The following is a 22448-nucleotide window of genomic DNA, read 5'->3' as shown; positions in this document are numbered from 1 at the left end:
GGAAGCCTATCGGCTATTGGCATCCACCGGCGCACGACGTCCCGTCGTACGTACCACCCTGCCCCAGGCGCAGGTCGTCATCGAGGAGCAGTGCCGCCTCGCGGGTGTCCGTCGTCTCCGAAGAGGAATCGGCACCGAACCGCCGTCCGGCGGGCGGCTTACGGTACAGCTCCGACCGGCCGCACATCGCCGACAGGACCGCGCGCCGCCCGGCCACCTCACGCTCGCGCGCCGCCGCGAGGTACGCCGATCGCGCCTCCGGGGCGAGCGCGGCCAGGAACGCGTCGCGGTGGACCACCGCGATGAGCCCGGACACGTGGCCGAAGCCGAGCGAGGTGAGCAAGCCGGCCTTCGGGCGGAATCCGTGCCCGAACCGCGCCGTCTCGCGCAGCCACACCAGGTGCGGGTACTTGCGCATCTCGTCGTCCACGCAGTCCAGGCTGCGGTTCGGCGGGACCACACCGTCGTTGAGCATCTGGCACATGCCGATCAGCTGGAAGGCGGCGGCACCGCCCTTGGCGTGGCCGGTCAGCGACTTCTGCGAGACCACGAACATCGGCGCGCCCTCGGAGCGACCGATCGAGGCGGCGATGCGCTCATGCAGATTCGCCTCGTTCGGGTCGTTGGCGTTGGTCGACGTGTCGTGCTTGCTGATGATCGACACGTCATCGGCCGCCACACCCAGCTGCCGAAGGCTGCGGGCCATCGGCGATTGCGGGCCGCCCGCTGCCACCGACAACGCACCCATACCGGGCGCCGGGATGGAGGTGTGCACGCCGTCGCCGAAGCTCTGAGCCCAGGCGACCACGCCGAGCACCGGAAGCCCCATCTGGGCGGCGACGTCGCCGCGGGCCAGCAGGATGGTGCCGCCGCCCTGGGACTCGACGAAGCCCGACCGGCGCCGGTCGTTGGCACGGGAGAAGCGGCGCGGGTCGATGCCCTTGGCGAGCATCTTCTCGCTGTCGGCGGTCGCCTGCATCATGCCGAAACCGGTGATGCCCTCGATCGACAGATCGTCGAAGCCGCCGGTGACCGCGAACAAGGCCTTACCGACCTTGATCTTGTCGACGCCCTCCTCGACCGAGACGGCCGCGGTGGCGCACGCGGCGACCGGGTGGATCATCGCGCCGTAGCTGCCCACGTAGCTCTGCACCACGTGCGCGGCGACCACGTTGGGCAGCGCCTCCTGCAGGATGTCGTTCTGGTTCGGCTCACCCAGCAGCGTGTTGATGAACAGGTCGCGCATCGAGCTCATACCGCCCATGCCGGTGCCCTGGGTGTTCGCGACGTTCGCCGGGTGCACGTACTGCATCAGCTCAGCCGGTTCGAAGCCCGCGGAGATGAACGCGTCGACGGTGGCCACCAGATTCCAGATCGCGAGGCGATCGACCGATTCCAGCATCTCCGGGGAGATGCCCCAGTGGCTCGGGTCGAAGCCGTCGGGCACCTGGCCACCGACGCTGCGCAGCAGCTTGGTGCGGCGCGGCACGCGGATCTCGGTGCCCGCCTTGCGAGTGACCTGCCACTCGCCGGTCTCCATCGGCACGGCGACGGTGTTCTCACCGTCGGCGTCGACGAAGGCGCGTGCCTCGGCCTCGTTGGCGACCACGAAGGTCATGTCCTCGGGCAGGAAGACCGACACGAGCAGCGGTGCCGTGGTGTCGACGATGTCGCCATCGTCGCTGAACTCGCGGATGCCGCAGCGCTCCACGACCGCATCGTGGTATTTGTCGGCCAGCTCCGCCTCGGGCACCAGTTCGCCCGACTCGGCGTCGTACCACCCGGGCTCCGGATCGTTCTCCCAGGTGATCATGCCGGTGACCCAGGCCAACTCCGCGACGCCCGCGGCCGAGAGGTGCTCGTCGACCTCCATCTCGAACCGGGTGCGTGAACTGCCGTACGGACCGACCTCGCCGGCGCCGACGATGACCACCATGTCCTCGGGGCGGGCGTCGATGGCGTCCCACTCGGGCTCGGTGAGGGTGGCGACCGGGGCGCCCGGGAGCGCCGCGATGGTGCCCTCGTCGTCCGCCTCGGCGGCCTCGGCGAGCCGGGCCTCCATGGCCTGGTCGGCGAGGGCCTTCATGTCCAGCTGCACGCCACCCAGGCCGCCGGTCAGATCCGCGAACAGCGGCGCCTGCTCGGCGCGCACGCGGGCCTCGGCGGAGGCGTTCTCGAGCAGCTGATCGGCCATCTCGAAGGTCGACCAGGTGCGCACACCTGCGGCCTCGACGGCCTCGACCAGCGGATCGTTGCCACCCATCAGGCCCGTGCCCCGGACCCATCCGATAATGGCGTGCGCCAGGGTAACCCGCTCCGACCAGGACTTCTCCGCGTTCCAGCGGGTGACCAGCGCGTCTAGGGACGCCTTGGCCTCGCCGTATGCGCCGTCGCCGCCGAACATGCCGCGGTTCGGTGAACCGGGCAGCACCACGTGCAGCTTCGACGCGAGGTCGGTGTCCTTGCCGATCGCGGACAGTCCGGCGATGAGCCGCTCCACCGACCACAGCAGGATCTTCATCTCCAGCTCCGCGCGCGGGCCGGCATCGGACATGTCCCCGGAGACGCGCGGCGCGGCGAACGGGAACAGGAGCGTCGGAACCAGGGCCTCCTTATGCACCATCGTGTACGGGCCGACGGTCTCGGCCTGCCGCTCGCCGATCCACTCGACCAATGCGTCGACATCGGCGTAGCTCGACATGTTGGCGGGAACCACCCACAGCGCCGCGTCGGTACGGGCGCTGGTGCGGTAGAGCTCCTTGAAGAAGTTCAGCCGCTTCTCGTCCAGCCGCGACGTGGTGCAGATGACGGTCGCACCGCCGGCCAGCAGCCGGCCGGCGACGGCGGCCGCGATCGATCCCGCCGAGGCGCCCGTGACCACGGCCACCTCATCGGCGTAGACGCCCGGCTCCGGTGTGCTCTTCGCGAGCCCCGACAGGAAGGCGTAAGCGCGGGCGTGCTCCGTGCGGCCCGCCTCGGTGGCCTTCTTCTCCCACCACTGGGCTTGATCCTGCAATGCCTTGCCGGCGCCCTTGGCGGTTTCCAGGATGTGCTTGCTGTAGGTGGGGAAGGTGGCCGGGTCCATGTTCCACACCCGGAGCAGATCCTCGCGGGCGCTGGCCCAGCGGTCGTCCAGGAGCACCGCCTTGTTGCTGTCGAAGGCCGGCGCCACCGCACTGACCCAGTCGTCACCGAGTTCGGTGGCGATCAGCGCGGCCAACTTCTCCGACTCGTCGTCGAGGTCGGGCAATGCCCCCTCGGCCGTTTCCAGGCCGAGCTTGCGCAGCAGCGTATGGGCCGATGCGGCGAGCGCACCGTCGGGACCGGTGATCGCCGAGGTGAACTCGGCGAGCGCCGCGGCGTCGACGGTGGCGCCGCCACCTCCGCCACCGGCGGAGGGCTTGCCGACGGCAACACCCTGGGCGGCCCCCACTTCGAGCACGGCACGGTCGATCAGTGCATCGAGCGCAGCCGCGTTGGACACCGGGCCATCGAGCAGGGTGGCCAGATCGCCGCCGCGCACCGAAGCGCCCTCGCGGGTGCCGGTGGCGAGTGCGAGCACGGTGTGCTGCGCCCAACCGGGGCCGAGCTCCCAGGTGCCGGTCACGTACTCGGTGATGTAGTTCGGGCGCTTACCGGTGGAACCGAGCAGCTTGCGGAGCTGGTTGCCGACGGTCTCGCTGAGCACCGGGCCGAGCGGCTTGTAGGTGCGGGCCAGTTTGGTGACGGTGCCGGCCAGCGTGGGCAGATCGGCCTCCGCGGCACCGTCGATGGCACCGAGATTGAGCTCCGAGCCCAGGTCGAGCAGGAGCTGGTTGCGGCGCGAGCTCACGCCGTCGCACAGCGTCTCGATGGTGTCGGTCTTCTCCAGCTGGTCCGGACGCATCTTGGTCCAGATCGCGATCATCGCGCGAGTGGCGTCGGAGGCATCGAAGGACAGATCGTCGGGCCGGGGCCCACCGGCCGGTGCCGCGGGCGCGGCCGACGGTGCCACCGCGGCGACGGAAACCGGTGCGGCCGAGGCCTCTTCGGTGCCGGCATCGTCCGCCTCGTCCTCGGGGGCGTCCTCATCGGTCGCGAAGACCTTCGCCTGATCGCGCTCGGCGTTGAGCACGGTGGCGGCGGCCCGCTGATACGAGGCCAGCGCCAGGGTGCGGCTCGCGAGGTTCGCGAGCGTCGGAGCCGACGCGAGCCCCACCTCGATGAACCGCTCGACGCCCAGTCCGCCGTGATCGGTGTCGATCAGCAGCTGATCCTGGGTCTCGATCCACCGGACCGGGCTGGCGAACTGCCAGGCCAGGAGCTCGATGAGCAGAGTGCGGGCGGTCGCCATCGGATTCGCGGCGGCGCGCTCCCAATCCGCGACGAGCTCGCGTACCGGCTCGCTGGGAACCACGTCGAGGATCGACAGCGCGAAATCGGCGGTCAGCTCGAACGGGCGGGCCACCAGGTTCGGAAGGTACTTGCCGACCAGCTTCGTGTAGTCGAACTCGGCGGGCACCAGCTCTTCGAGTCGCGCGGCGAACTCGGGGACACCGGCACGCAGCACCGACGAGTGGAACGGGATATCGATGCCGGGCACCAACTGGAAAGCCTTGGGACTGCCGGTGCGTTCGGCGATCGCCGCCTCCAATGCGTCGAGTCCGGCCTGATTGCCGACCACCACGTACTGCGCGCCGCGCAGGTTCAGGTTCACGATCTCGGCGTACTCGTCCGCGCCTTCGAGGCTGCCTTCGACCCAGTTCGCGAGGTCTGCGTCGTCGACCTCGAACAGCTCGGGCCGGATCGCGGCCATGGCGTACGGGCTGCGTCCCTCCGCATCGCGGGGCACCAGCTGCTGCATGATGCGGCCGCGGTGGAACACGGTCTCCAGGATGGTGCCCAGCGGCAGTACCCCGGCCGACGCGAGCGCGTTGTACTCACCCACCGAGTGGCCTGCGATGATCGGATCATCCACGCGGGCACCGATCTCGGTGAGTTCGGCCAGCTGTGCACAGGCCACGGTGGCCATCGCGACCTGGGTGAACTCGGTGAGGTACAGCACCCCGTCGGGATGGGTGTAGACGGTGCCGTTGGCCCGAATCGACAGCGGATTGTCGCGGACCACGGCGAGGATGGAGAAGCCGAGATTCTCGCGGGTGTGCTCGTCGGCGGCGTCCCAGACCTCGCGGGCGGCCTTGCTGCGCGAGCGCTGGGCCAAGCCCATACCCTTGCCCTGAATGCCCTGGCCGGGGAAGACGTAGGCGGTGACGGCCGGGAAGGCCACGGCGGAGGCGGCCATCACCAGGTTCTCGCCCACGCGGGCGCTGATCTCGAGCAGCTCGCCGCCGCGGTCGATACCCACGCGCTCGACGGTGAACTGCACCTCGTCGCCGGGGAGCACCATGCCCAGGAAACGGGTGGTCCAGCCGCGAAGTTTACGGTGCATCACATCGCCGTTGGAGGCGGACGTGACCTGCTGCGCGGCGGCCGAGAGCCACATGCCGTGCACGATCGGGCCGGGCAGGCCTGCGAGCGACGCGGCGACCTGGCTGGTGTGAATCGGGTTGTGATCGCCGGAGACTGCGGCGAAGCCGCTCATGTCCTGCGGGGCCTGCACGGTGACCTGCCGGACCCGCTTGCGCGGCGTCTCGGTGGCGGTCTCACCGCGGGCACCGCCGGCGGGCTGCGGGTCGGCCAGCTCTGCCTCGCCGGTGCGGCCACGGATCGCGAACCGCTCGGTCATGGTGACCGCGGGGGCATCGGTGCCGGCTGCGCGCACATCGATGCCGACGGTGACCACGGTGCCGATGTCGGTGGCGGTCACGTCTTCGAGCGTGGCGGTGGCGCGGTACGAGCCCGGCGCGGGGTTGGCGGCCAGCTCGATGGCGTGATCGAGGTGAACCAGGTCCAGCATGCCCTCGACGACGGGGCGTCCCTCTGCGGTCTTCGCGGCGCCGACCACGGCGAACGACGCCGGCCAGCACAGGCCGACGAAGGCGTCCGGCACGGCCAGCTGCTCGTCTCCGTAGAGGGCGGACAGCCCCACGGGGAGACTGTCCGCGGTGATGGCCGCGTGATCGGCGGCGTCCTCCGCGCGGAAGTCGAAATCGATGGTGGCAGCGCCGTCGTGGACTGCCGGCAGATCGCCGGCGGCGGCCAATGCGACGAGTGCGGACATGGCCTCGCTGGCCTCGCCGAGCTCGATGACGGGGACACCGCCATCGGCGCAGCTGTCCGGAACCTCGATCGGGATCACCAATTCGGTACCCGAGACCGGAATCTCGAGGCGCACCGAGTTCGGGCCGGTCACGCGGACCCGGGCGCCGGTGTCGGGCTGCAGGGCGACGGACTCGTCCCCCTCACCGTGGATCGCCCAGGTGCTGCCCGCACCCAGTCGCGCGATGGGGCTGTGCACGAGCCGTCCGGCCCACAGCACGTTGGTGGCGGCGAGGGCTCGGGCGAGCGGCACGGACTCGACACCGGGCACCACACGGCGACCGGCGACGGCCTCGGCGCGCTCCCCCGCGTTCGTGCGCCGGCGCACCAGTTCGGCCTCGAACCGGTTCAGCAGTTCGCCGACCGGCTCGTCGACGCGGGTGATTCCGGCGACGGCCTCCGGGCCGGGGATGATGCACACCTCGTCGGCGGTGTAGCGAGGCGAGTGCGCCTGCCACAGTGAGTCCGAACGCCACCACCGGCGCACATCCTTGTCGATCACCGGCACGAAGTTGACCGGCTTTCCGGGGGTGCGGCACAGCGAGACGAAGAACGGGACGTCGGCCGGGTGCAGGCGGGTGGACGCGGCGTCCGGATAACGCTGCAACAGAGCGTCGAACGCGGCGTAGGCATCGTCGGTGGCGGTGACATCGGCGAACGCGGTCTCGATCGGGCCCCGGTCCTCAGCGGCGAGGCGGGCCTCGGCGCGGTGCAGCATCGAGAGGAACCGGTCCTGATGGGTGATGTCGAGCCAGCCGTAGTCGCCGAACCGCTCCGGGTCGGCGGCGGCCACCTGGGCGCGGGTGCCCACGGAGAGTTCGAGGTAGCGCTCGAGCCACTGGGCGTAGGTCATGGCGTCGACGTCGCCGAAGAACGGCTTGGCGGTACCGGCCATGGCGGCGACGATCTCGTCGCGGCGCTCGGCCACGGCGTCTCCATCGCCGGCCACCTCGTCGAGGAGGCGGCCGCATGCGGAGGCGGTGTTGTCGATCTCGTGGATGTCGGCACCGAGCTGGCTGCGGCCGGACGCCATGCCACCGCCCGCGTGACCCGCCCCGATCCAGTCGGGGGTGCCGGGGATCTCGGCGAGCATCCGCTTGACGTCGTCGGAGGTGGCGGCTTCCAGGGTGGCCATCGCCGCGGTGCCGACGAGGATGCCGTCGACCGGCATCGCCGGGGCGCCGTACTTGCGCGACCATTCGCCGGACAGGTACTCGGCAGCGAGTTCGGGGGTACCGATGCCGCCTCCCACGGCCAGCACCACATTGCCACGGTCACGCAGCTCGGCGTACGTCGAGAGCAGGAGTTCGTCGAGGTCTTCCCAGGAGTGGTGACCACCGGCCTTTCCACCCTCGACGTGCACGATCACCGGGTAGCGGGGAACCTCGGCGGCGATCCGTGCGACCTGGCGGATCTGCTCGACAGTGCCGGGCTTGAAGGCGACGTACCGCATGCCCGCGTCGGTGAGCTCCTCGACGAGGGCAGTGGCCTCCTCGAGCTCCGGGATGCCTGCGGTGATGATCACGCCGTCGAGCGGGGCGCCCGCGGCGCGGGCCTTCTGCACGATGCGCTTGCCACCGAGCTGGAGCTTCCACAGGTAAGGGTCGAGGAACAGCGAGTTGAACTGCGCAGCGCGGCCGGGCTCGAGCAACGCGGTGAGCTTGGCGATGTTGTCGGCGAAGATGGGCTCGGTGACCTGACCGCCGCCGGCGAGTTCGGCCCAGTGGCCAGCGTTCGCGGCTGCGGCGACGATGCCCGGATCGACGGTGGTCGGGGTCATTCCGGCGAGCAGGATCGGGCTGCGGCCGGTGAGCTCGGTGAACCGGGTGGAGAGCACGGTGCGGCCGTCGGGCAACGCGACCAGCCGCGGCCCGAACTCCGACCAGGCCAGCGGAAGTTCAGGAATACCTCCGGGGGAGAACAGGTTCCGTGCGCCTCGCAGGGTGGTCGCGGGCACCAGTCCCACGCCGCGGCCACGTGCGGGCGCCGCGGCGAGACGGGTCGCCAGATCCTCGGGGCCCAGATCGATCAGCCAGCGCGCGCCCTTGGCGATCGCGGCATCGACATCGGCGACCCAGTCGACCGGCTCGACGAGCACGGCGGCGGCCAGGCGGCCGGCCTTCTCGGCGTCGAGGCCGCAGCGCTCGGCCCACTCGGTGACCAGCGCGACGCCATCGGCGAGCGCGGGATGGTGGAAACCGATGTCGACCGGGACGTCCTCGAACTTGGGGGCGAACGCCGCGCCGCCGGTGAGCTTGTCCTTGCGCTGCGCCTCCTCGGTCTCGGCGACGGACTCGCAGTACTCGCGGAAACCGTTGAGCAGCTTGGGGGTGCCGGTGAGCACGAACGCGGTGCGACTATTACGGACCGCGAGCACGGGGCCGCAGGCGTCGAAAGCGACGGTAGCGGTGAAGTCGGCGAGGAGTTGCTCGAGCTTGTCCTGACGGACGCCGGACACCGACATCATCGGGGTCGCACCGCCGAGCGCGACGAGGCCCTTGCGCCGGGCGACGACACGGCCGGCGGCACCGATCAGTCGAGCGATGGCGAGCAGGTCGCCTTCGGCTCCACGGGAGGCGAACGCGGCGACGGCGAGCTGGCCCTGCGAGTGGCCGATGGCGGCGACCGGCGGAACGTCCCACGGATCGAGGCCCTGGGCCTCGAGGCCGTACAGCGCCACGAGCTGGCTGAACAGGACGCCGGGGACCGAGAAGACGGCACCGTCGACCTGCGGGGCAAGGGGCCGGCGCGATTGAGTGGCAGCCTGGGCGGGCTCGTCGCCCTCCTCGTCGGTGGTCTCGGCCTCGGAGGCGGCGATCGAGGCGTCGCGCCACCGCATCGGGTCGAAGGTGAGGGCTTGGGCGCGCAAGAGCTCGGCCCGCACCGGTTCGAGTGCGCTGTCAGCGCGCGAGACGAAGCCATCGAAGAGCTCGCGGTACTCCGGATCGTCCGCCAGGCCGGTCTGCTCAAGCAGCGAGACGAGACCGGCGAGCCACGGGCCGCCCTGGCCGCCGAAGATCAGCGCGTACTGCTCGCCGGACGCCAGCCTGTCCACGAGCGCATCGTTCGAACGGGGGTTCTTGGCGGTGCGGGCGTGGGCGGTGACGAAGTCGTCGACAGTCATGAATCTCCTCGTGAAGAGCTCGATGCGCGCCAATTCGGCGGCACGTCCGCGACCGGCTCGCGGAAACCCGTATTCCATGAGACCACAGGTTCGACGGTGCCTCTGACGTGCGCGAATGTAACTCCCGGGTATACCCGCCAGTAAGTTATGAAAACCGATTCATGGGTGTATTCGGAGGCCAATACACCCATGAATCAATGCAGGTGAAAACAGCCGTGATGCCGATCACCGATGTTTCCCGCCGGTAGCAGTTGTTATCGAATCGTTACCTTGTGCGCGGGGGTCCGCCGACCCCTCCCCGGTCGGTAGGCTGAACCGATGCAGCCCGGAATGCGCCCTTCCGACCGACCTGCGCCAGTTCCCGTCGATCCAGCCGTCACCGAACTGGTCCGCGACGCGGAATCCATCGTCGTGCTCACCGGAGCCGGGATGAGCGCGGAATCCGGGATCGCCACGTTCCGCGAGGCGCAGACCGGTCTGTGGGCACGCTACGACCCCGAGGAGATCGCCTCGGTGGATGCGTGGACCCGCGACAGCGCACTGGTATGGGGGTGGTACCAGTGGCGCGGATACATCGCACGGCAGGCCGAGCCGAACAACGGTCACATCGCGCTCGCCGAACTGGGCACGCGGCGCAGCGTCTCGATCGTCACCCAGAACATCGATGACCTGCATGAGCGTGCGGGCTCGGAGGTGACAGCGCACTTACACGGCAGCCTCTTCGCGCCGCGGTGTGAATACTGCGGCACGCCCTATCTCGGCTCCGATGCCGAGATCCGGGCGACCGACGGCGAGCCCACCCCGGAGATGCGGGTCACCCCGCCCACCTGCATGCAGTGCCTCTCGCAGGTGCGCCCCGGCATCGTCTGGTTCGGCGAGCCGCTGCCGATGGAGGCCTGGGGCCGCGCGGAGGCCGCGGTGATCGCCGCGGATCTGGTGTTGGTGATCGGCACATCGGGGCTGGTGTACCCGGCTGCGCGGCTACCGGAGATGGCGCTGGAGGCCGGCATTCCGGTGGTGGAGATCAACCCGGAGCCCACCCCGCTGAGCGCGCGGGCCACCGTCGCCTGGAATACGACGGCCGCGACCGGGCTTCCGGCGCTGGTGGCCGCGGTTACTTCCGGCGCGGCTCACCCCTGACCGGAGGTTCCGGCCTGCGCACCACCTCGGCCGCACCATCGGACCGCCACTCCCCGATCACGCCCGGCCCCACCAGCGGCAGTCCACCGATGATCTCCTCGCCGTTCGCTCGGTCGATGAGATAGCCGGGAGTCCGGTGTCGTCCGTCGCCCTGCCCTCGCTGGCCCGCTCCCGCGCCTGCGGGAACGCCGCCGACGGACGTCGACGGACGCGCACCCGTTGTCGACGCACCCGCCACAGCGGCAGGCGCCGTCCCCCGTACCGCGGTGGAATCGGATCGCAATCCGAGTGGAGATGCGGTGGTGCCGCCGACGCCGCCTCGCATCCCGCCCCCGCCGAGTGAACCCCGCCCCGCGGCACCGCCGGTCGACGTCGACCCGGCCGACGAGAGCAGCGGGGCGATTCCGGCGCCGGACTCGTAGGGCTCGGGGTCGGTCGAGGGGTCGTCGGTCGACGTGGGAAGGCCTGCATCATCGAACCCGCCGCCGTCGATGCCGGTTCCGGTGCTCGACGGTGCGCCCGCTCCGCCCGTCGGTCCCCCACCCGGGCCGCTGCCGCCGGAATCGGTGGAACCGGCCAGCGTCTCGTCCTGGGCTGCTGCGGTGCTCCTGCTTCCGCGATCCGTTCCCGCCTCGGCGGCGGGTGTCCCCGCCGTGCCGCCACCCGATTCATCGCCGCCGCCCGGCGCGGACGACCCCGGTGCCGGTATCGACCCCTCCGGTGGTCGCTCGCCACTGCTCGTGCCACCACCGATCCCTCCGGCACTGTCCCCGAGGTCGATACTGGCCGGGACGACCTTGGTTCCCAGTGGCATGGTGCTGCCGTCCGATTGCAGTGGCACCGTGTAGATCGCCCGGATCTCCGGGGCGGCCTGGGCGACGACGCTGTCTCTGCCGAGAATGTCCACGACGCTCACGATGTTCGCGTCCCGCCAGCTGAGCTCGGGTTCGCGGAGATCGCGGAACCGGGTATTGGTTCGACGGGCCGCCTGCCCCAACACGCCCAATTGCGTGACGGTTTGCCGAGCTTCCCGATCCACCTGGTAGGAGTCACGGGCGTAACGACCGAGGTGCGAGTAGATGCCGACGGCCGCGTCACCGGTCCACCGGGGCGAGATCGCCGCGACATCACGTTCGAGCTCCGCAATGCTCTGCGCGTGAGACGCCCCCGCCTGGCCGATCGCGCGAGCGTCCGCATCGACGCCATCGCCGGACATCGCCCGGACGATCTCACGAATCATCCGGGCTGACATCCCCTCCCAGGGCGATGAGCCGATGTCCCGAAATCCCTCCATAACCATTGGACGCACCACGCACCCATCCGGTTCCACGCTCACGAAACACCGGGAACCACCGGGCTGTCTGGTGCGTCCAATTCATGACAGGCGTAGGCAGTGGTGTGCTGATACGGAGGAGCGAGCATGGCTGATGGTGAACTGGCGCAGATCATCGACGCAGCACACGAGGCGATCAAGGGCCGTCCGAGCATGGTGCTCGACGGCAATCCGCACGAGGAACTCGCCCGCGCCCTGGAGCGACATGCCACGAGGCTGGACGAGGCAGCGAAGGGCCTAGAAGAGGTAGGTCAGGTCAACCATCTCGGTCCGACACGGGAAGGTGAAGCGGCCACATACAACATTCGACTCGGCGCCGTCGAGCACGAGCGGTCATTACACCGGACCTACCTCGCCCAGGCCGTCGAGGCCCGATCTTTAGCCTCGAGCATCCGCGAGACCGGCCGCCGCATACTACGCACCGAGGGTTTCAGCCAGGCCGATATCAGCCGCGTGATCGGCAACTAATGCGCTTTCTGCTGATCGCAGTCGCCTGTGCCGCCCTCGTCAGCGGCTGCGCAACCGCAGTTCCGGGTGAGCCCATCGCAACCGGTAGTTCTCGTGCGTCAACGAAACCACTGCCCTTCACTCCCACGATCAAGAACCGCACCAACGATCGCAACGATGGAACCACCTTCGAACCCTGCACCGCCTACACCGACGCAGACCTCCTTCCCCTCGATATCAACCCCGGATCGATTCGTGACGCGGCGCAGGTGGACGCCGCCAATTACCGAGGCTGCCGGTGGAACGCCAACGACTACACAGCCCGCAGCGGCGGCGGTCAATACTCCCAGATCGTGGGCTTGACAATGACTCTCGAGCAATACAAGCGCTCCATGAAGACCCTGCGCTGGCAACCGGACCGACAAGCCCATGGCCGGACCATCGCCTACGCACCGGAGAACAACTACTGCTCGGCCTCGTTCTCCTCGGAACGGGCCATCGTCGTGACCATCGCATCGTCGACCAACCCTTCTCCCGGCAACCAGGCCGAATGCGAGCGCGCGATCGCCTTCGCCTCGCTCGCGGCCTCCAAGGCCCCGTGACGCCGGCGCGCTCCCACATTCGCCCCGGGACGACCTAGGGTTGAGCTCGTGAGCGCCACCGTCGCAATGCCCGACCGCGACACCGTGCTGTGTATGTCGCTGTCCGGCCGCCCCAGCAACATCGGCACCCGGTTCCACAACTATCTGTACCGCGAACTGGGCCTGAACTACCTGTACAAAGCCTTCACCACCACCGACCTACCGGCGGCCATCGGCGGCGTGCGCGCCCTCGGAATCCGCGGTTGCGCGATCTCGATGCCGTTCAAGGAGGCGGTGATCGAGTTGATCGACGTGATGGAGCCCTCGGCCGCGGCGATCGACTCGGTGAACACCATCGTCAACGAGAACGGTGTGCTGCACGCCTACAACACCGACTACGCAGCGATCGCCTCGCTGCTGGCATCGAACGCCGTTGATCCGGCGCTGCCGGTGGCGGTCGCCGGGTCGGGCGGTATGGCGAAGGCGGTGGTCGCCGCGCTGCGCGATCACGGCTGTACCGACGTCACCGTGGTGGCACGCAACCCCGCGACCGGCGGGGCGCTGGCCGACCAGTACGGGTTCCGGCATACGACCGACGCGCCCGACGACGCCCGGGTCCTGATCAACGCCACCCCGGTAGGCATGGACGGCGGGCCCGCGAGCACCGATCTCGCCTTCCCGCAGGCGCTGATCGACACCGCCGACACCGTCTTCGACGTGGTGGCGATGCCGCCCGAGACGCCGTTCGTTCGCGCCGGCCGCGCCGCCGGGAAGACGGTGATCACCGGAGCCGAGGTGATCGCGCTGCAGGCCGCTGAGCAATTCGTGCTCTACACCGGCGTGCGGCCCGACCCGGAGCTGATCCGCACCGCCTCGGAGTTCTCCCGTTCCTGATGCCTACACCGCGGGCAACGCCAGGTACTTGACGTTGAGGTACTCGCCGATACCTTCGGAACCGCCTTCCGCGCCGATCCCGGAGGCCTTGACACCGCCGAAGGGAGCCGCCGGATCGGAGATGAGGCCGCGGTTCACGCCCACCATGCCGGACCGGAGCCCGGCGCCGACGCGCTGCACGCGCGCGGCGTCGCGGGTGTAGAAGTAGGCCGCGAGGCCGTATTCGGTGTCGTTGGCCTCCGCGACTGCGGCGGCCTCGTCGGTGAACCCGCGCACGGTGACGACGGGGCCGAAGATCTCCTCACGCAGGATGCGTGCATCGGCGGGAACCTGGTCGAGCACCGTCGGGGCGTAGAAGTGGCCGGGTCCGTCGATCGCGGCGCCGCCGGTGCGGAGCACGGCACCGTCGGCCACCGCCTCGTCGACCAGCGCGGCAACGGTGGTGCGCTGCTTCTCGGAGATGAGCGGTCCGATCTCGCTGTCCGCGTGGGCTCCCGGCCCGACGGTGAGCGCCGCGATCCGTTCGGTGAGCCGCTCGACGAACTCGGCACGCACGGACTCGTGCACCAGGAAGCGATTGGCTGCGGTGCAGGCCTGCCCGCCGTTGCGCATCTTGGCGAGCATCGCGCCATCGAGCGCAGCATCGAGATCGGCGTCCTCGAAGACCAGGAACGGAGCATTGCCGCCGAGTTCCATGGACGTCCGCAGAACGCCGGGTGCGGCCGCCGCCAACAGCTTCCGACCCACGGCGGTGGAGCCGGTGAAGGTGATCTTGGCGAGGTCGGGTTCGGCGAACAGGGCATCGGAGACGGCGACGGGCGAACTGCACGGCAGCACCGACAGCACCCCGTCGGGCAGACCGGCTTCGGTGAGCACCCGCGCCAGCAGCAGGGCGGTGAGCGGAGTCTCGGCCGCCGGCTTGACGATCATGGTGTTACCGGCCGCAAGCGCAGGTCCCACCTTGCGGGTGATCATGGCCAGCGGAAAGTTCCACGGCGTCACGGCGTAGCAGAGCCCGACGGGCTCGTGCGTCACGACGATCTGGCCGGTGCCCGCGGGAGCCGCTGCGGTGCGGCCGTTGATCCGCACGGCCTCCTCGGCGAACCATTCCAGGAATCCGGCGCCGTAGGCCACCTCGCCACGGCTATCAGCGAGGGGCTTGCCCATCTCCGCTGTGATCACGGCGGCGAACTCCTCCGCGCGATCGGTGACGGCATCGAAGGCGCGGCGCAGAATGCGCGAGCGCTCACGCGCCGGGGTGGCACGCCACTCGTCGGCCACGGTGTGCGCGGCTGCGACCGCGGCGCGGGCATCGTCGGCGCCGGCGTCGGCGACCCGGGCGATCACGGCGCCGGTGGCGGGGTCGGTCACGTCGAAAGTCGCGCCGGTTGCCGCGGGACGCTCCGACCCGCCGAGCGCGAGGCCGTACACGGTGAGGGTCTGCAGATCGGTCACGCGGGCACCCCGGCCTCAGCGCGGATGGCGGCGGCGAGTACGGCGACACCGTCGGCGAGGGTGTCCTCGCCGATCACCAGCGGCGGCAGCAGCCGGATCACATTGCCGTACGTGCCGCAGGTGAGCACCAGCACGCCCTGCTTGAGGCAGGCCGCGGCGACCGCCTTTGTGATCGCGGCATCGGGGGTCACACCGTCCGGGCCGACGAACTCGATCGCGAGCATCAGCCCGCGGCCGCGCACATCGCCGACGGCGGGGACCGTGGCGGCCAGCTCCTGCAGCGTGGCCTTCGTACGGGCGCCGAGCTCCGCGGCGCGACCGGGCAGATCGAGCTCGCGCATGCGGCCGATCGCGGCGAGGGCCGCGGCGCAGGCGACGGGGTTGCCCCCGTAGGTGCCGCCGAGGCCACCGGGATGCACCGCGTCCATGAGTTCGGCGCGGCCCACCACCGCCGACAGCGGCATACCGCCGGCGATGCCCTTGGCCAGTGTGATGAGGTCGGGCACCACGCCCTCCTCCTCGCAGGCGAACCAGCGGCCGGTGCGGCCGAAGCCGGTCTGCACCTCGTCGGCGATGAAGACGACGCCGTTCTCGCGGCACCAGGCTGCGAGGGCGGGCAGGAATCCCGGTGCAGGGTCGATGAAGCCGCCCTCGCCCTGGATCGGCTCGATGATCACGGCGGCCACCTGGTCACCACCGATCTGCTTCTCGATCGCGGTGATCGCGCGGGCGGCGGCCTCGGCCCCGGTGAGCCCCTCGGGATCGCGGAACGGGTACGACATCGGCATCCGGTACACCTCGGACGCGAACGGGCCGAAGCCGTGCTTGTAGGGCATGGACTTCGCGGTGAGCGCCATCGTGAGGTTGGTGCGGCCGTGGTAGGCGTGATCGAAGGCGACCACGGCGTTGCGGCCGGTGGCGTGGCGCGCGACCTTCACGGCGTTCTCCACCGCTTCGGCACCGGAGTTGAAGAGCACCGCCCGGCGCGGACCGTCGCCGGGTGTGAGCGCCACCAGCTGCTCGGCGACGGCGATGTACTCCTCGTAGGGCGTCACCATGAAGCAGGTGTGGGTGAATCGGGCCGCCTGCCGGGCGATGGCCTCGGCGACGGCCGGATCGCTGGCGCCCACATTGGTGACGGCGATACCCGCGCCCAGGTCGATGAGGCTATTGCCGTCCACGTCGACGACCACACCGCCGTCGGCATCCGCGGCGTACACCGGTGCGGTGGATGCGACACCGGCCGGGATCACGGCCGCGCGGCGCTCGGCGAGCGCCCGCGAGGCCGGCCCCGGGAGTTCGGTGCGGAGCTCGCGGACCTGGGGCAGGCGGTGGTCGATCGTGGGCACGGGGCCTCCTGGCGTCGTGGGCTCGCGGGCGGCGAGCACGTTCCCTGTGAGCATCCACCACGTAGGCGGTCCGCGCACCGGACGATTCGTCTATCTAGTAGGCCTCAAACACGCCATGATGTACAGCATGACGACCACCGTGTCCTGGCTCGCCCGCCTGCCCGGTCTGCGCCTACGGGTGCGTGCCGGCAGTCGGTTCCTGCGCCGCGACATCCGACACGTGCAGACGATCGAGCACGCCGAGCCGTTCGAGTGGCTCTCCGGCGGAGAGCTGGTCCTGACCACCGGTGTCAGTCTCGCAGCCGGTGCCGATCGCGTCGAGTACGTGCATCGAATGGCCGAATCCGGCATCGCGGCATTGGGTTTCGGCGTGGGACTGTCGTTTCCGACGATTCCGGACGACCTGCTCGCCGCCGCCGACGAGGTGGGGCTTGCGGTCCTGGAAGTTCCGCGCTCGACACCCTTCGAGGCCGTCTCCCGAGCGGTGCTGGATCAGTTGGCCGTCGCTCGCTACGACGCACTGCTGCGCGCCGCCCGGGCCCAACCACGGATGACCCGAGCCATGCTCGCCGACGGCGCCGGAGCCCTGGTGCGTGAGCTCGCCGGTGCGCTCGACGGTCGCGTCGCGGTGCTGGACGGGTCGGGGGGCATCGTCGCTGCTCATCCATCCGGGTTCGCACCGGACTCCCTCCCTACGGCCACCGCGGACGCGCTCACGAGCACCGACTCCGGCGGCACATCGGTAACGGTGCTGGCCATCGGACGCCGGTCCGAGCACGGCCGGCTCGTGCTCGCCGGCGCACAGCCGCCGGGGCCGGAGAGCCAGATCCTGCTCGGGCATGCCGCGTCGCTATTGGCGCTGGATGCGGCGAAGCCGGACCGGGTGAGAGCCGCGCAGGACCGGGTGGACGCAGCCGCGCTGGCACTCGCCCTGGAGCACGGGAGCACGACGGGACTCGAATCCGCGCTGGGCCCTGACGGACTGGTCCGGGTGCTGACGTTGCGCTCCCCCGACGCGGCGACCGCCCACTCAGTGGCGACCGCCGTGGTCGCCGCCCTCGGCGCCGCACGCCGCCCCGGGTACGTGCACCGCGAGGATGCCCGAGTCCACGTGCTCGGACCGTCGAGCCTCGACGCGGATACCGCCGACCGCGTCCTGTCTGCGCTGCCCTCCGGTGATCGCGCGCGCTTCACCGCCGGCCTCAGCGCCCCCTATCCACCCGAGGCGATCCGGGCCGCCGCCGATGCGGCGACGATCCTCGCCGGCACCGCCGAACGCGGAGGCCCCGTGGCCGATTCGACCGATGGAGCGGGCGCACTCCTGCTCGCCCCCGGACCGGTTCGCGACGCGCTGACCCGGGTGGCAGAGCACCTGCTGCGACCACTGCGCGAGCACGACCAGATGCATGGCACCGCGCTCGTGGAGTCGTTGCGCGCCTATCTGGAGGCGAACGGGAACTGGGAGGCCGCGGCGGCCGCCGCCGGGGTACACCGGCACACGCTGCGCGCCCGGATCGGGCGCATCGAGTCACTGCTGGGCAGCGACCTGTCGTCGGCACGGGTCCGAGCAGAGCTGGTGTTGACGCTCGCCGCCGGGGCCTGACCTACTCGGTGTCGATGTCGAGGCCCACGGGCTCCCATACCTCGACACTGCCGTCGGTCGCCTTCTCCCCCACGGTGAGAGCGCGTTGCAGCGTGAGCGGCTGGACGCCACGGCGATCGAGCGCCTGCAACACCACCGCCATCGCGGCGTCGGGGTCGGTGAGGAACACCGACTCGCGGACCCTCACGAACTCCCAGCCGCAACGGCGCAGCTCGCGCTCGCGCTCGATATCGGAACGGGCCTGCTCCGGCGTCGACGCGAAGTCGGCACCGTCGCATTCCACTGCGAGCCGGCCGTTCTCGCCGGTCACCACGAGGTCGATCACCCGGTTGTTCACGGTGACCTTGGGATTGACGTGGTATCCCATATCGCGCAGCCGGACGAACACCTGCTGCTCGAAGAGATTGTCGAAGGGTTCGACCCGGCGGTCGGTGGGGACATCGGCAGGCATCGGCTGCGCCACCTCGACATCCGCGCGGGTCACGTACCGCAGCAGCGAAGCCCGCAGGTCGTTCGGCTTGAGGTCGTCCTCGCCCACCGACGTGAACAGCCACAACTGGTCGCGGGCGCGCGAGGCCGCGACGTTGAACCGGCGCTGGAAGTCGCGCCCGGTCAGCGCCCGGAACCGGTAGTCCGGCGCGACCACCATCGAGAGCATGACGACATCGCGCTCGTCGCCCTGGAAGTCGGGCGGAGTGCCCACCCGCAGCCGACGGGCGTCCCACTCGTCCGGATCGATGGCCGCGCGCAGCCGCCGATACAGCTCATCGACCTGCCCCTGTCCCTGGAGCGCGATCACGCCGAAGGTGCGCCCGGTGTAGGCCGGATCGGCGAAGCATGCCACCAACTGATCCACGATCGCCTGCGCCTCGCGCGGATTGCTGATCCGAGCTCCCTCGCCGACCACCTCGGCGTCGTCGACATGGGTCACCCGCAGCGGCACCGGGCGGTCGGCACCGTAGTGCCGCACCGGGATCAGCGGTGCGTCGGAATAGAACTGAAGCGAGCTGAAGTCGATGATCTCCGGCATGCAGCGGAAGTGTTCACGCAACCGCACGGTGTGCCCGAACCGGGTGCGTAGCAAGGTGAACAGGCTCGAACGCGGGGTGAGCGAGTCACGCAGGTACGGCGGAATATCGGGTAGCTGCGCGTCCAGGCGAGCGAAAACATCATCGAGGCTGATACCGGTGAACGCCGAGGGGGCGCACTGGTTCTCATCGCCCACCACGATCACCCGCGGGGCGAGCCACAGCAGGAACGAGCTGGTGATATCGGCCTGACTGGCCTCGTCGACGATCACCACGTCGAAGGCGTTGGGCTCGGGCGAGATCGAGGCGACCACCTGCGAGATCGGCATGATCCACGCGGGCACCGCCGATTGCGCCTGGCGCATCGCCTCGCGGGCAGCCACTCGGAAACGCTCGGCGTGACGGCCGGAACCGCGGCCGATCGAGGCAACGTGATCCCGGTAGGCGTGGAGCGCCTGGATCTCCTCGAAGGTCATGCGGCGCAGGCACTGCCGCCACGCACTCGCGGTGGCGATGCGGGTGGTGTAGTGCGCCACATCCTGTTCAGCGGCCTGGAGATCGGCCTCGAGTTGCGCGTCGTCGGCGGGGTGCACGCGGGCGGCGGCCCACATCACCGCGCGTCGCCACGACCAGGCCTTGGTCATCTCGGGAACGCGAGTGTCCCAGACCGGATCGTCGGCGGTGCGGGCCATCAGGTCGAACAGAGCCGGCGCCTTGGTCCGCAAGCGCAGCGCGAGCAGGTCGAGGGCCCCGCGGTCGTCCCGCTCGGTGCGAGCGGCGTCCCACGCGCGCCGGGCGTCGCGGATCGGGCCGTACCGGTACTGCCGCAACGCCGCCACCAGGGCATCGCCCTCGGGCGACGGTCCGCGCTCGACGATCTCCTGCACCCGCAGGCGCACGGTGTCGAGCCGACTGTAGGCCTCGCGGGCGCCCGCGGCAGCCGAGATGGCGACCACCTGTTCGGCGACCGACTCCACCTCATCGAGGTCCTTCGGCCGGGGCGAGTTCTCGGACAGGCGCTGCATGGCTTGCACCATCCGGTCGCGCTCACCCACCAGACGCACGACGGTGCGCGCACGCAGGAGCTGATCGGCGGCCTGACTGAGTCGTTCGCTGCGGCCGCGTGCGGAGCCGTTGCCGGTGGGATCGGCCACCGGTGCCTCGAGTCCCAGAGCCGCGAGCACCGTCGCCACGCGTCCGATCGCGTCCTCCACCACCAGGTGACGCTCAGCGGCGAGCAGGAAGTCGCGGTCCGCCCCCTCGTCGCCATCGACGACGATGCCCAGACCGGTCTGTTCGAAAGCCTTCTGCTCGGGCTTGCGGAACCGCTTGCGCGGCTCGTTGCCGTCCGCGAGGAAGCGGGCGTACCGCTCGATCGCAGCGCGGTCATTGGCGTCGGGGGTGTCACTGAGCTCGACGGCGGCACCGTCGAGCTCGACATCGGCGGCACGGGCGATCGCGATCTGATCCTCGAGCCCGACGAGCCGGGAGGCGAGGTGCGCGCGGGTGCCGATGAGCATGTCCTCGGCGAGCAATTGCGCCGACGGCGGGAACCGCCGGACCCGATCGATGAGTTCGGTGATGATGTCGGCACGGGCCTTGATCACGCTGAGCTGATCGGCGTCGACGCCGCCGAGCACGTGCGCCAGCGCACCCTCGCCGTCGACCGATTCGGCGAGCGGCGAATCGGCGAGCGTCGCGGTGAGCTGCTCGAGGTCGTCCACGTCCGGAACCTCCGCGGAGAGGTCCGGGAGGCTGTGCGCGAGGCGGCGGGAGAACAGATCGTCGTTGCGGCGCAACAGGTCCACGAGTCGACCGAACTCGCGGGTGTCGAGCGGAGGCACCGTCCCGTCGATCGGGCCGGGTAGCCACGAGTACTCGTCGGCGTCGCGGCGCACCTGCGCCACCACGTCGGCGGGCTTGCCCGCGTAGGTCGTGCTCAGGAAGTCGGAGTCCTCCGTCTCCGCGGTGCGCAGTGACCACACCTCACGGAGCAGATCCTCGCGGCGGTCGATCGCGCGGTCGCGCTTGGCGCGCAGATCACGCAACTCAGCGTCGGCGAGGGCCTCGGAATACGTGGACTTGCGGGTCGCGATCTCGGTGACCGAGGCGGCGAGCGAGGCGGATCCGTCTTTGGTGACGTCGGTGACGGAGACGACGAGCTGGCGCAGCTCGGGCGGCAGCTTGTCCTCCAGGACGGCGAGCGCCTGCGCCTTCTCGGACACCACCAGCACACGTTGCCCCTTGGCGAGCAGCGCGGCCAGCAGGTTGGCGATCGTGTGCGTCTTGCCGGTGCCGGGCGGGCCCTCGACCACGACGCCGGTGTCGCCGCCCATGTGCGCGAGGATGTCGCGCTGCTCCACGTTGGAGGGCAGCACGTAGTACGCCTCATCGAGCAGCTCTGCCGGGCTGATCGCCCCGATCTCGTCGAGCATGGCGAGCCGCTCGTCGGCATCGACGGCCTCGACCAGTTGGGCCAGGCCCACCGGCACGGTGCGCCCGGGGTCGGACACATCGGCCTTCATGGCGTCGTAGAAACCGAGCAGCGGCGCCGAACCGCGCGTGCGCAGCACCAGCGCCGGCGCGAAGTCGATGTGCGCGCCGCCGTCACGGGACGCCGCTCCGAGCCACTTCTCGGTGAACTCCTCGCACGCAGGGTCGAGCACGGTACGCACCGACTCGCGGAGCTCGTCCTGCAGTTCGGCGGAACCCGACAGATCGAACGAGGGCAGCCCGGCGAGCAGCAGCGAGTCCTCGACCCGCGGCACCGAGTCGCGCGGCAGCACCACCGAGAGCTTGCGGCCGCGACGGTCGCGTTCGAGGAGTACCGGCTGGGTAAGCAGGTGCGCACGAATGCGGGTGTCTCCGTCGCGGGCGGTGAGCAGACCGGAGGCGAGCACGAGCTCGACCGACTCCGGGTGATCGGTCAGCTCATCGAAGACTCGCAGCAGCCGTGAATGCGGGGAATCCGGGCCGTCGGCCGTCTGACGCGGCACCGTGAAGATGGTGCCGCCCGGCTTGGTATCGGCGTCCCAGCTCTCCGTCAGGGCACCGTCGCCGGTCAGGGGCAGCACGGCGAGGTGGTCGTCGAGATCACGCGCGACCACGGACCGCGACCGGATCAGCTCGTCCAGGTACTGCAGTAGCCGGACGACACGATCCCGACGGCCGCCCGGGCCGTCGCCCTGTTCATCGGCGGCGGTCATCGCATTCCTTCGGTCTCGGGTCGGCGGGTGCCGACACCTGATCGCGACCGGCTACGGAAAGCCGGCCGAGGCGGCCCGCACTGGGACTAC

10 protein-coding genes are annotated in these 22448 nt (G+C 70.3%); 5 read left to right on the top strand and 5 right to left on the bottom strand.

Annotated elements, in window-relative coordinates; genetic code table 11:
- Nucleotides 1-13: 13 nt before the first annotated feature.
- A complete protein-coding gene (locus tag TPAU_RS06590) occupies nucleotides 14-9322 on the bottom strand; it encodes a type I polyketide synthase (RefSeq protein ID WP_013125982.1) in 9309 nt (3102 codons plus the stop codon).
- A gap of 318 nt (nucleotides 9323-9640) precedes the next feature.
- Here TPAU_RS06590 and TPAU_RS06585 point away from each other — a divergent pair, with 318 nt between their 5' ends.
- A complete protein-coding gene (locus TPAU_RS06585) occupies nucleotides 9641-10462 on the top strand; it encodes an SIR2 family NAD-dependent protein deacylase (RefSeq protein WP_013125981.1) in 822 nt (273 codons plus the stop codon).
- Here the strand turns inward: TPAU_RS06585 and TPAU_RS23695 are convergent.
- The gene (locus TPAU_RS23695) at nucleotides 10437-11702 is read right to left on the bottom strand and encodes a hypothetical protein (protein WP_049825795.1); all 1266 of its coding nucleotides are present in this window, start codon (nucleotides 11700-11702) and stop codon (nucleotides 10437-10439) included. The two genes, TPAU_RS06585 and TPAU_RS23695, sit on opposite strands and share 26 nt — an antisense overlap.
- Before the next feature lie 180 nt (nucleotides 11703-11882).
- Here TPAU_RS23695 and TPAU_RS06575 point away from each other — a divergent pair, with 180 nt between their 5' ends.
- The 3 genes from TPAU_RS06575 (at nucleotide 11883) to TPAU_RS06565 (ending at nucleotide 13717) form a co-directional block, all read left to right on the top strand.
- Nucleotides 11883-12263 (top strand): hypothetical protein, encoded by a 381-nt coding sequence (locus tag TPAU_RS06575; RefSeq protein WP_013125979.1) that lies wholly within the window; start codon nucleotides 11883-11885, stop codon nucleotides 12261-12263.
- Nucleotides 12263-12844, top strand: a complete 582-nt coding sequence (locus TPAU_RS06570) for a DUF3558 domain-containing protein (protein WP_013125978.1) — start codon at nucleotides 12263-12265, stop codon at nucleotides 12842-12844. The genes TPAU_RS06575 and TPAU_RS06570 overlap by 1 nt, the downstream gene beginning before the upstream one ends.
- A gap of 66 nt (nucleotides 12845-12910) precedes the next feature.
- Entirely contained in the window at nucleotides 12911-13717 is an 807-nt protein-coding gene (locus tag TPAU_RS06565) for a shikimate 5-dehydrogenase (RefSeq protein WP_041944325.1), read from the top strand.
- Nucleotides 13718-13720: 3 nt separating this feature from the next.
- On the opposite strand, the gene TPAU_RS06560 is transcribed toward TPAU_RS06565, so the two are convergent.
- Complete coding sequence (locus TPAU_RS06560; protein WP_013125976.1) at nucleotides 13721-15172, bottom strand: NAD-dependent succinate-semialdehyde dehydrogenase; 1452 nt, start codon at nucleotides 15170-15172, stop codon at nucleotides 13721-13723.
- Nucleotides 15169-16575: a 4-aminobutyrate--2-oxoglutarate transaminase gene (gabT, locus tag TPAU_RS06555; protein WP_083773785.1), complete on the bottom strand. Its 1407-nt coding sequence runs from the start codon at nucleotides 16573-16575 to the stop codon at nucleotides 15169-15171. Before gabT ends, TPAU_RS06560 begins: the two co-directional genes overlap by 4 nt.
- A gap of 73 nt (nucleotides 16576-16648) precedes the next feature.
- Here gabT and TPAU_RS06550 point away from each other — a divergent pair, with 73 nt between their 5' ends.
- Entirely contained in the window at nucleotides 16649-18124 is a 1476-nt protein-coding gene (locus tag TPAU_RS06550) for a PucR family transcriptional regulator (RefSeq protein WP_013125974.1), read from the top strand.
- 1 nt (nucleotide 18125) lies between these two features.
- Here the strand turns inward: TPAU_RS06550 and TPAU_RS06545 are convergent, their stop codons facing one another.
- Entirely contained in the window at nucleotides 18126-22358 is a 4233-nt protein-coding gene (locus TPAU_RS06545) for an AAA domain-containing protein (protein WP_013125973.1), read from the bottom strand.
- Between the last annotated feature and the right edge of the window lie 90 nt (nucleotides 22359-22448).

The organism is Tsukamurella paurometabola DSM 20162 (genome assembly GCF_000092225.1).
GTDB lineage: Bacteria > Actinomycetota > Actinomycetes > Mycobacteriales > Mycobacteriaceae > Tsukamurella > Tsukamurella paurometabola.
This window is presented reverse-complemented; position numbering and strand designations above follow the sequence as displayed.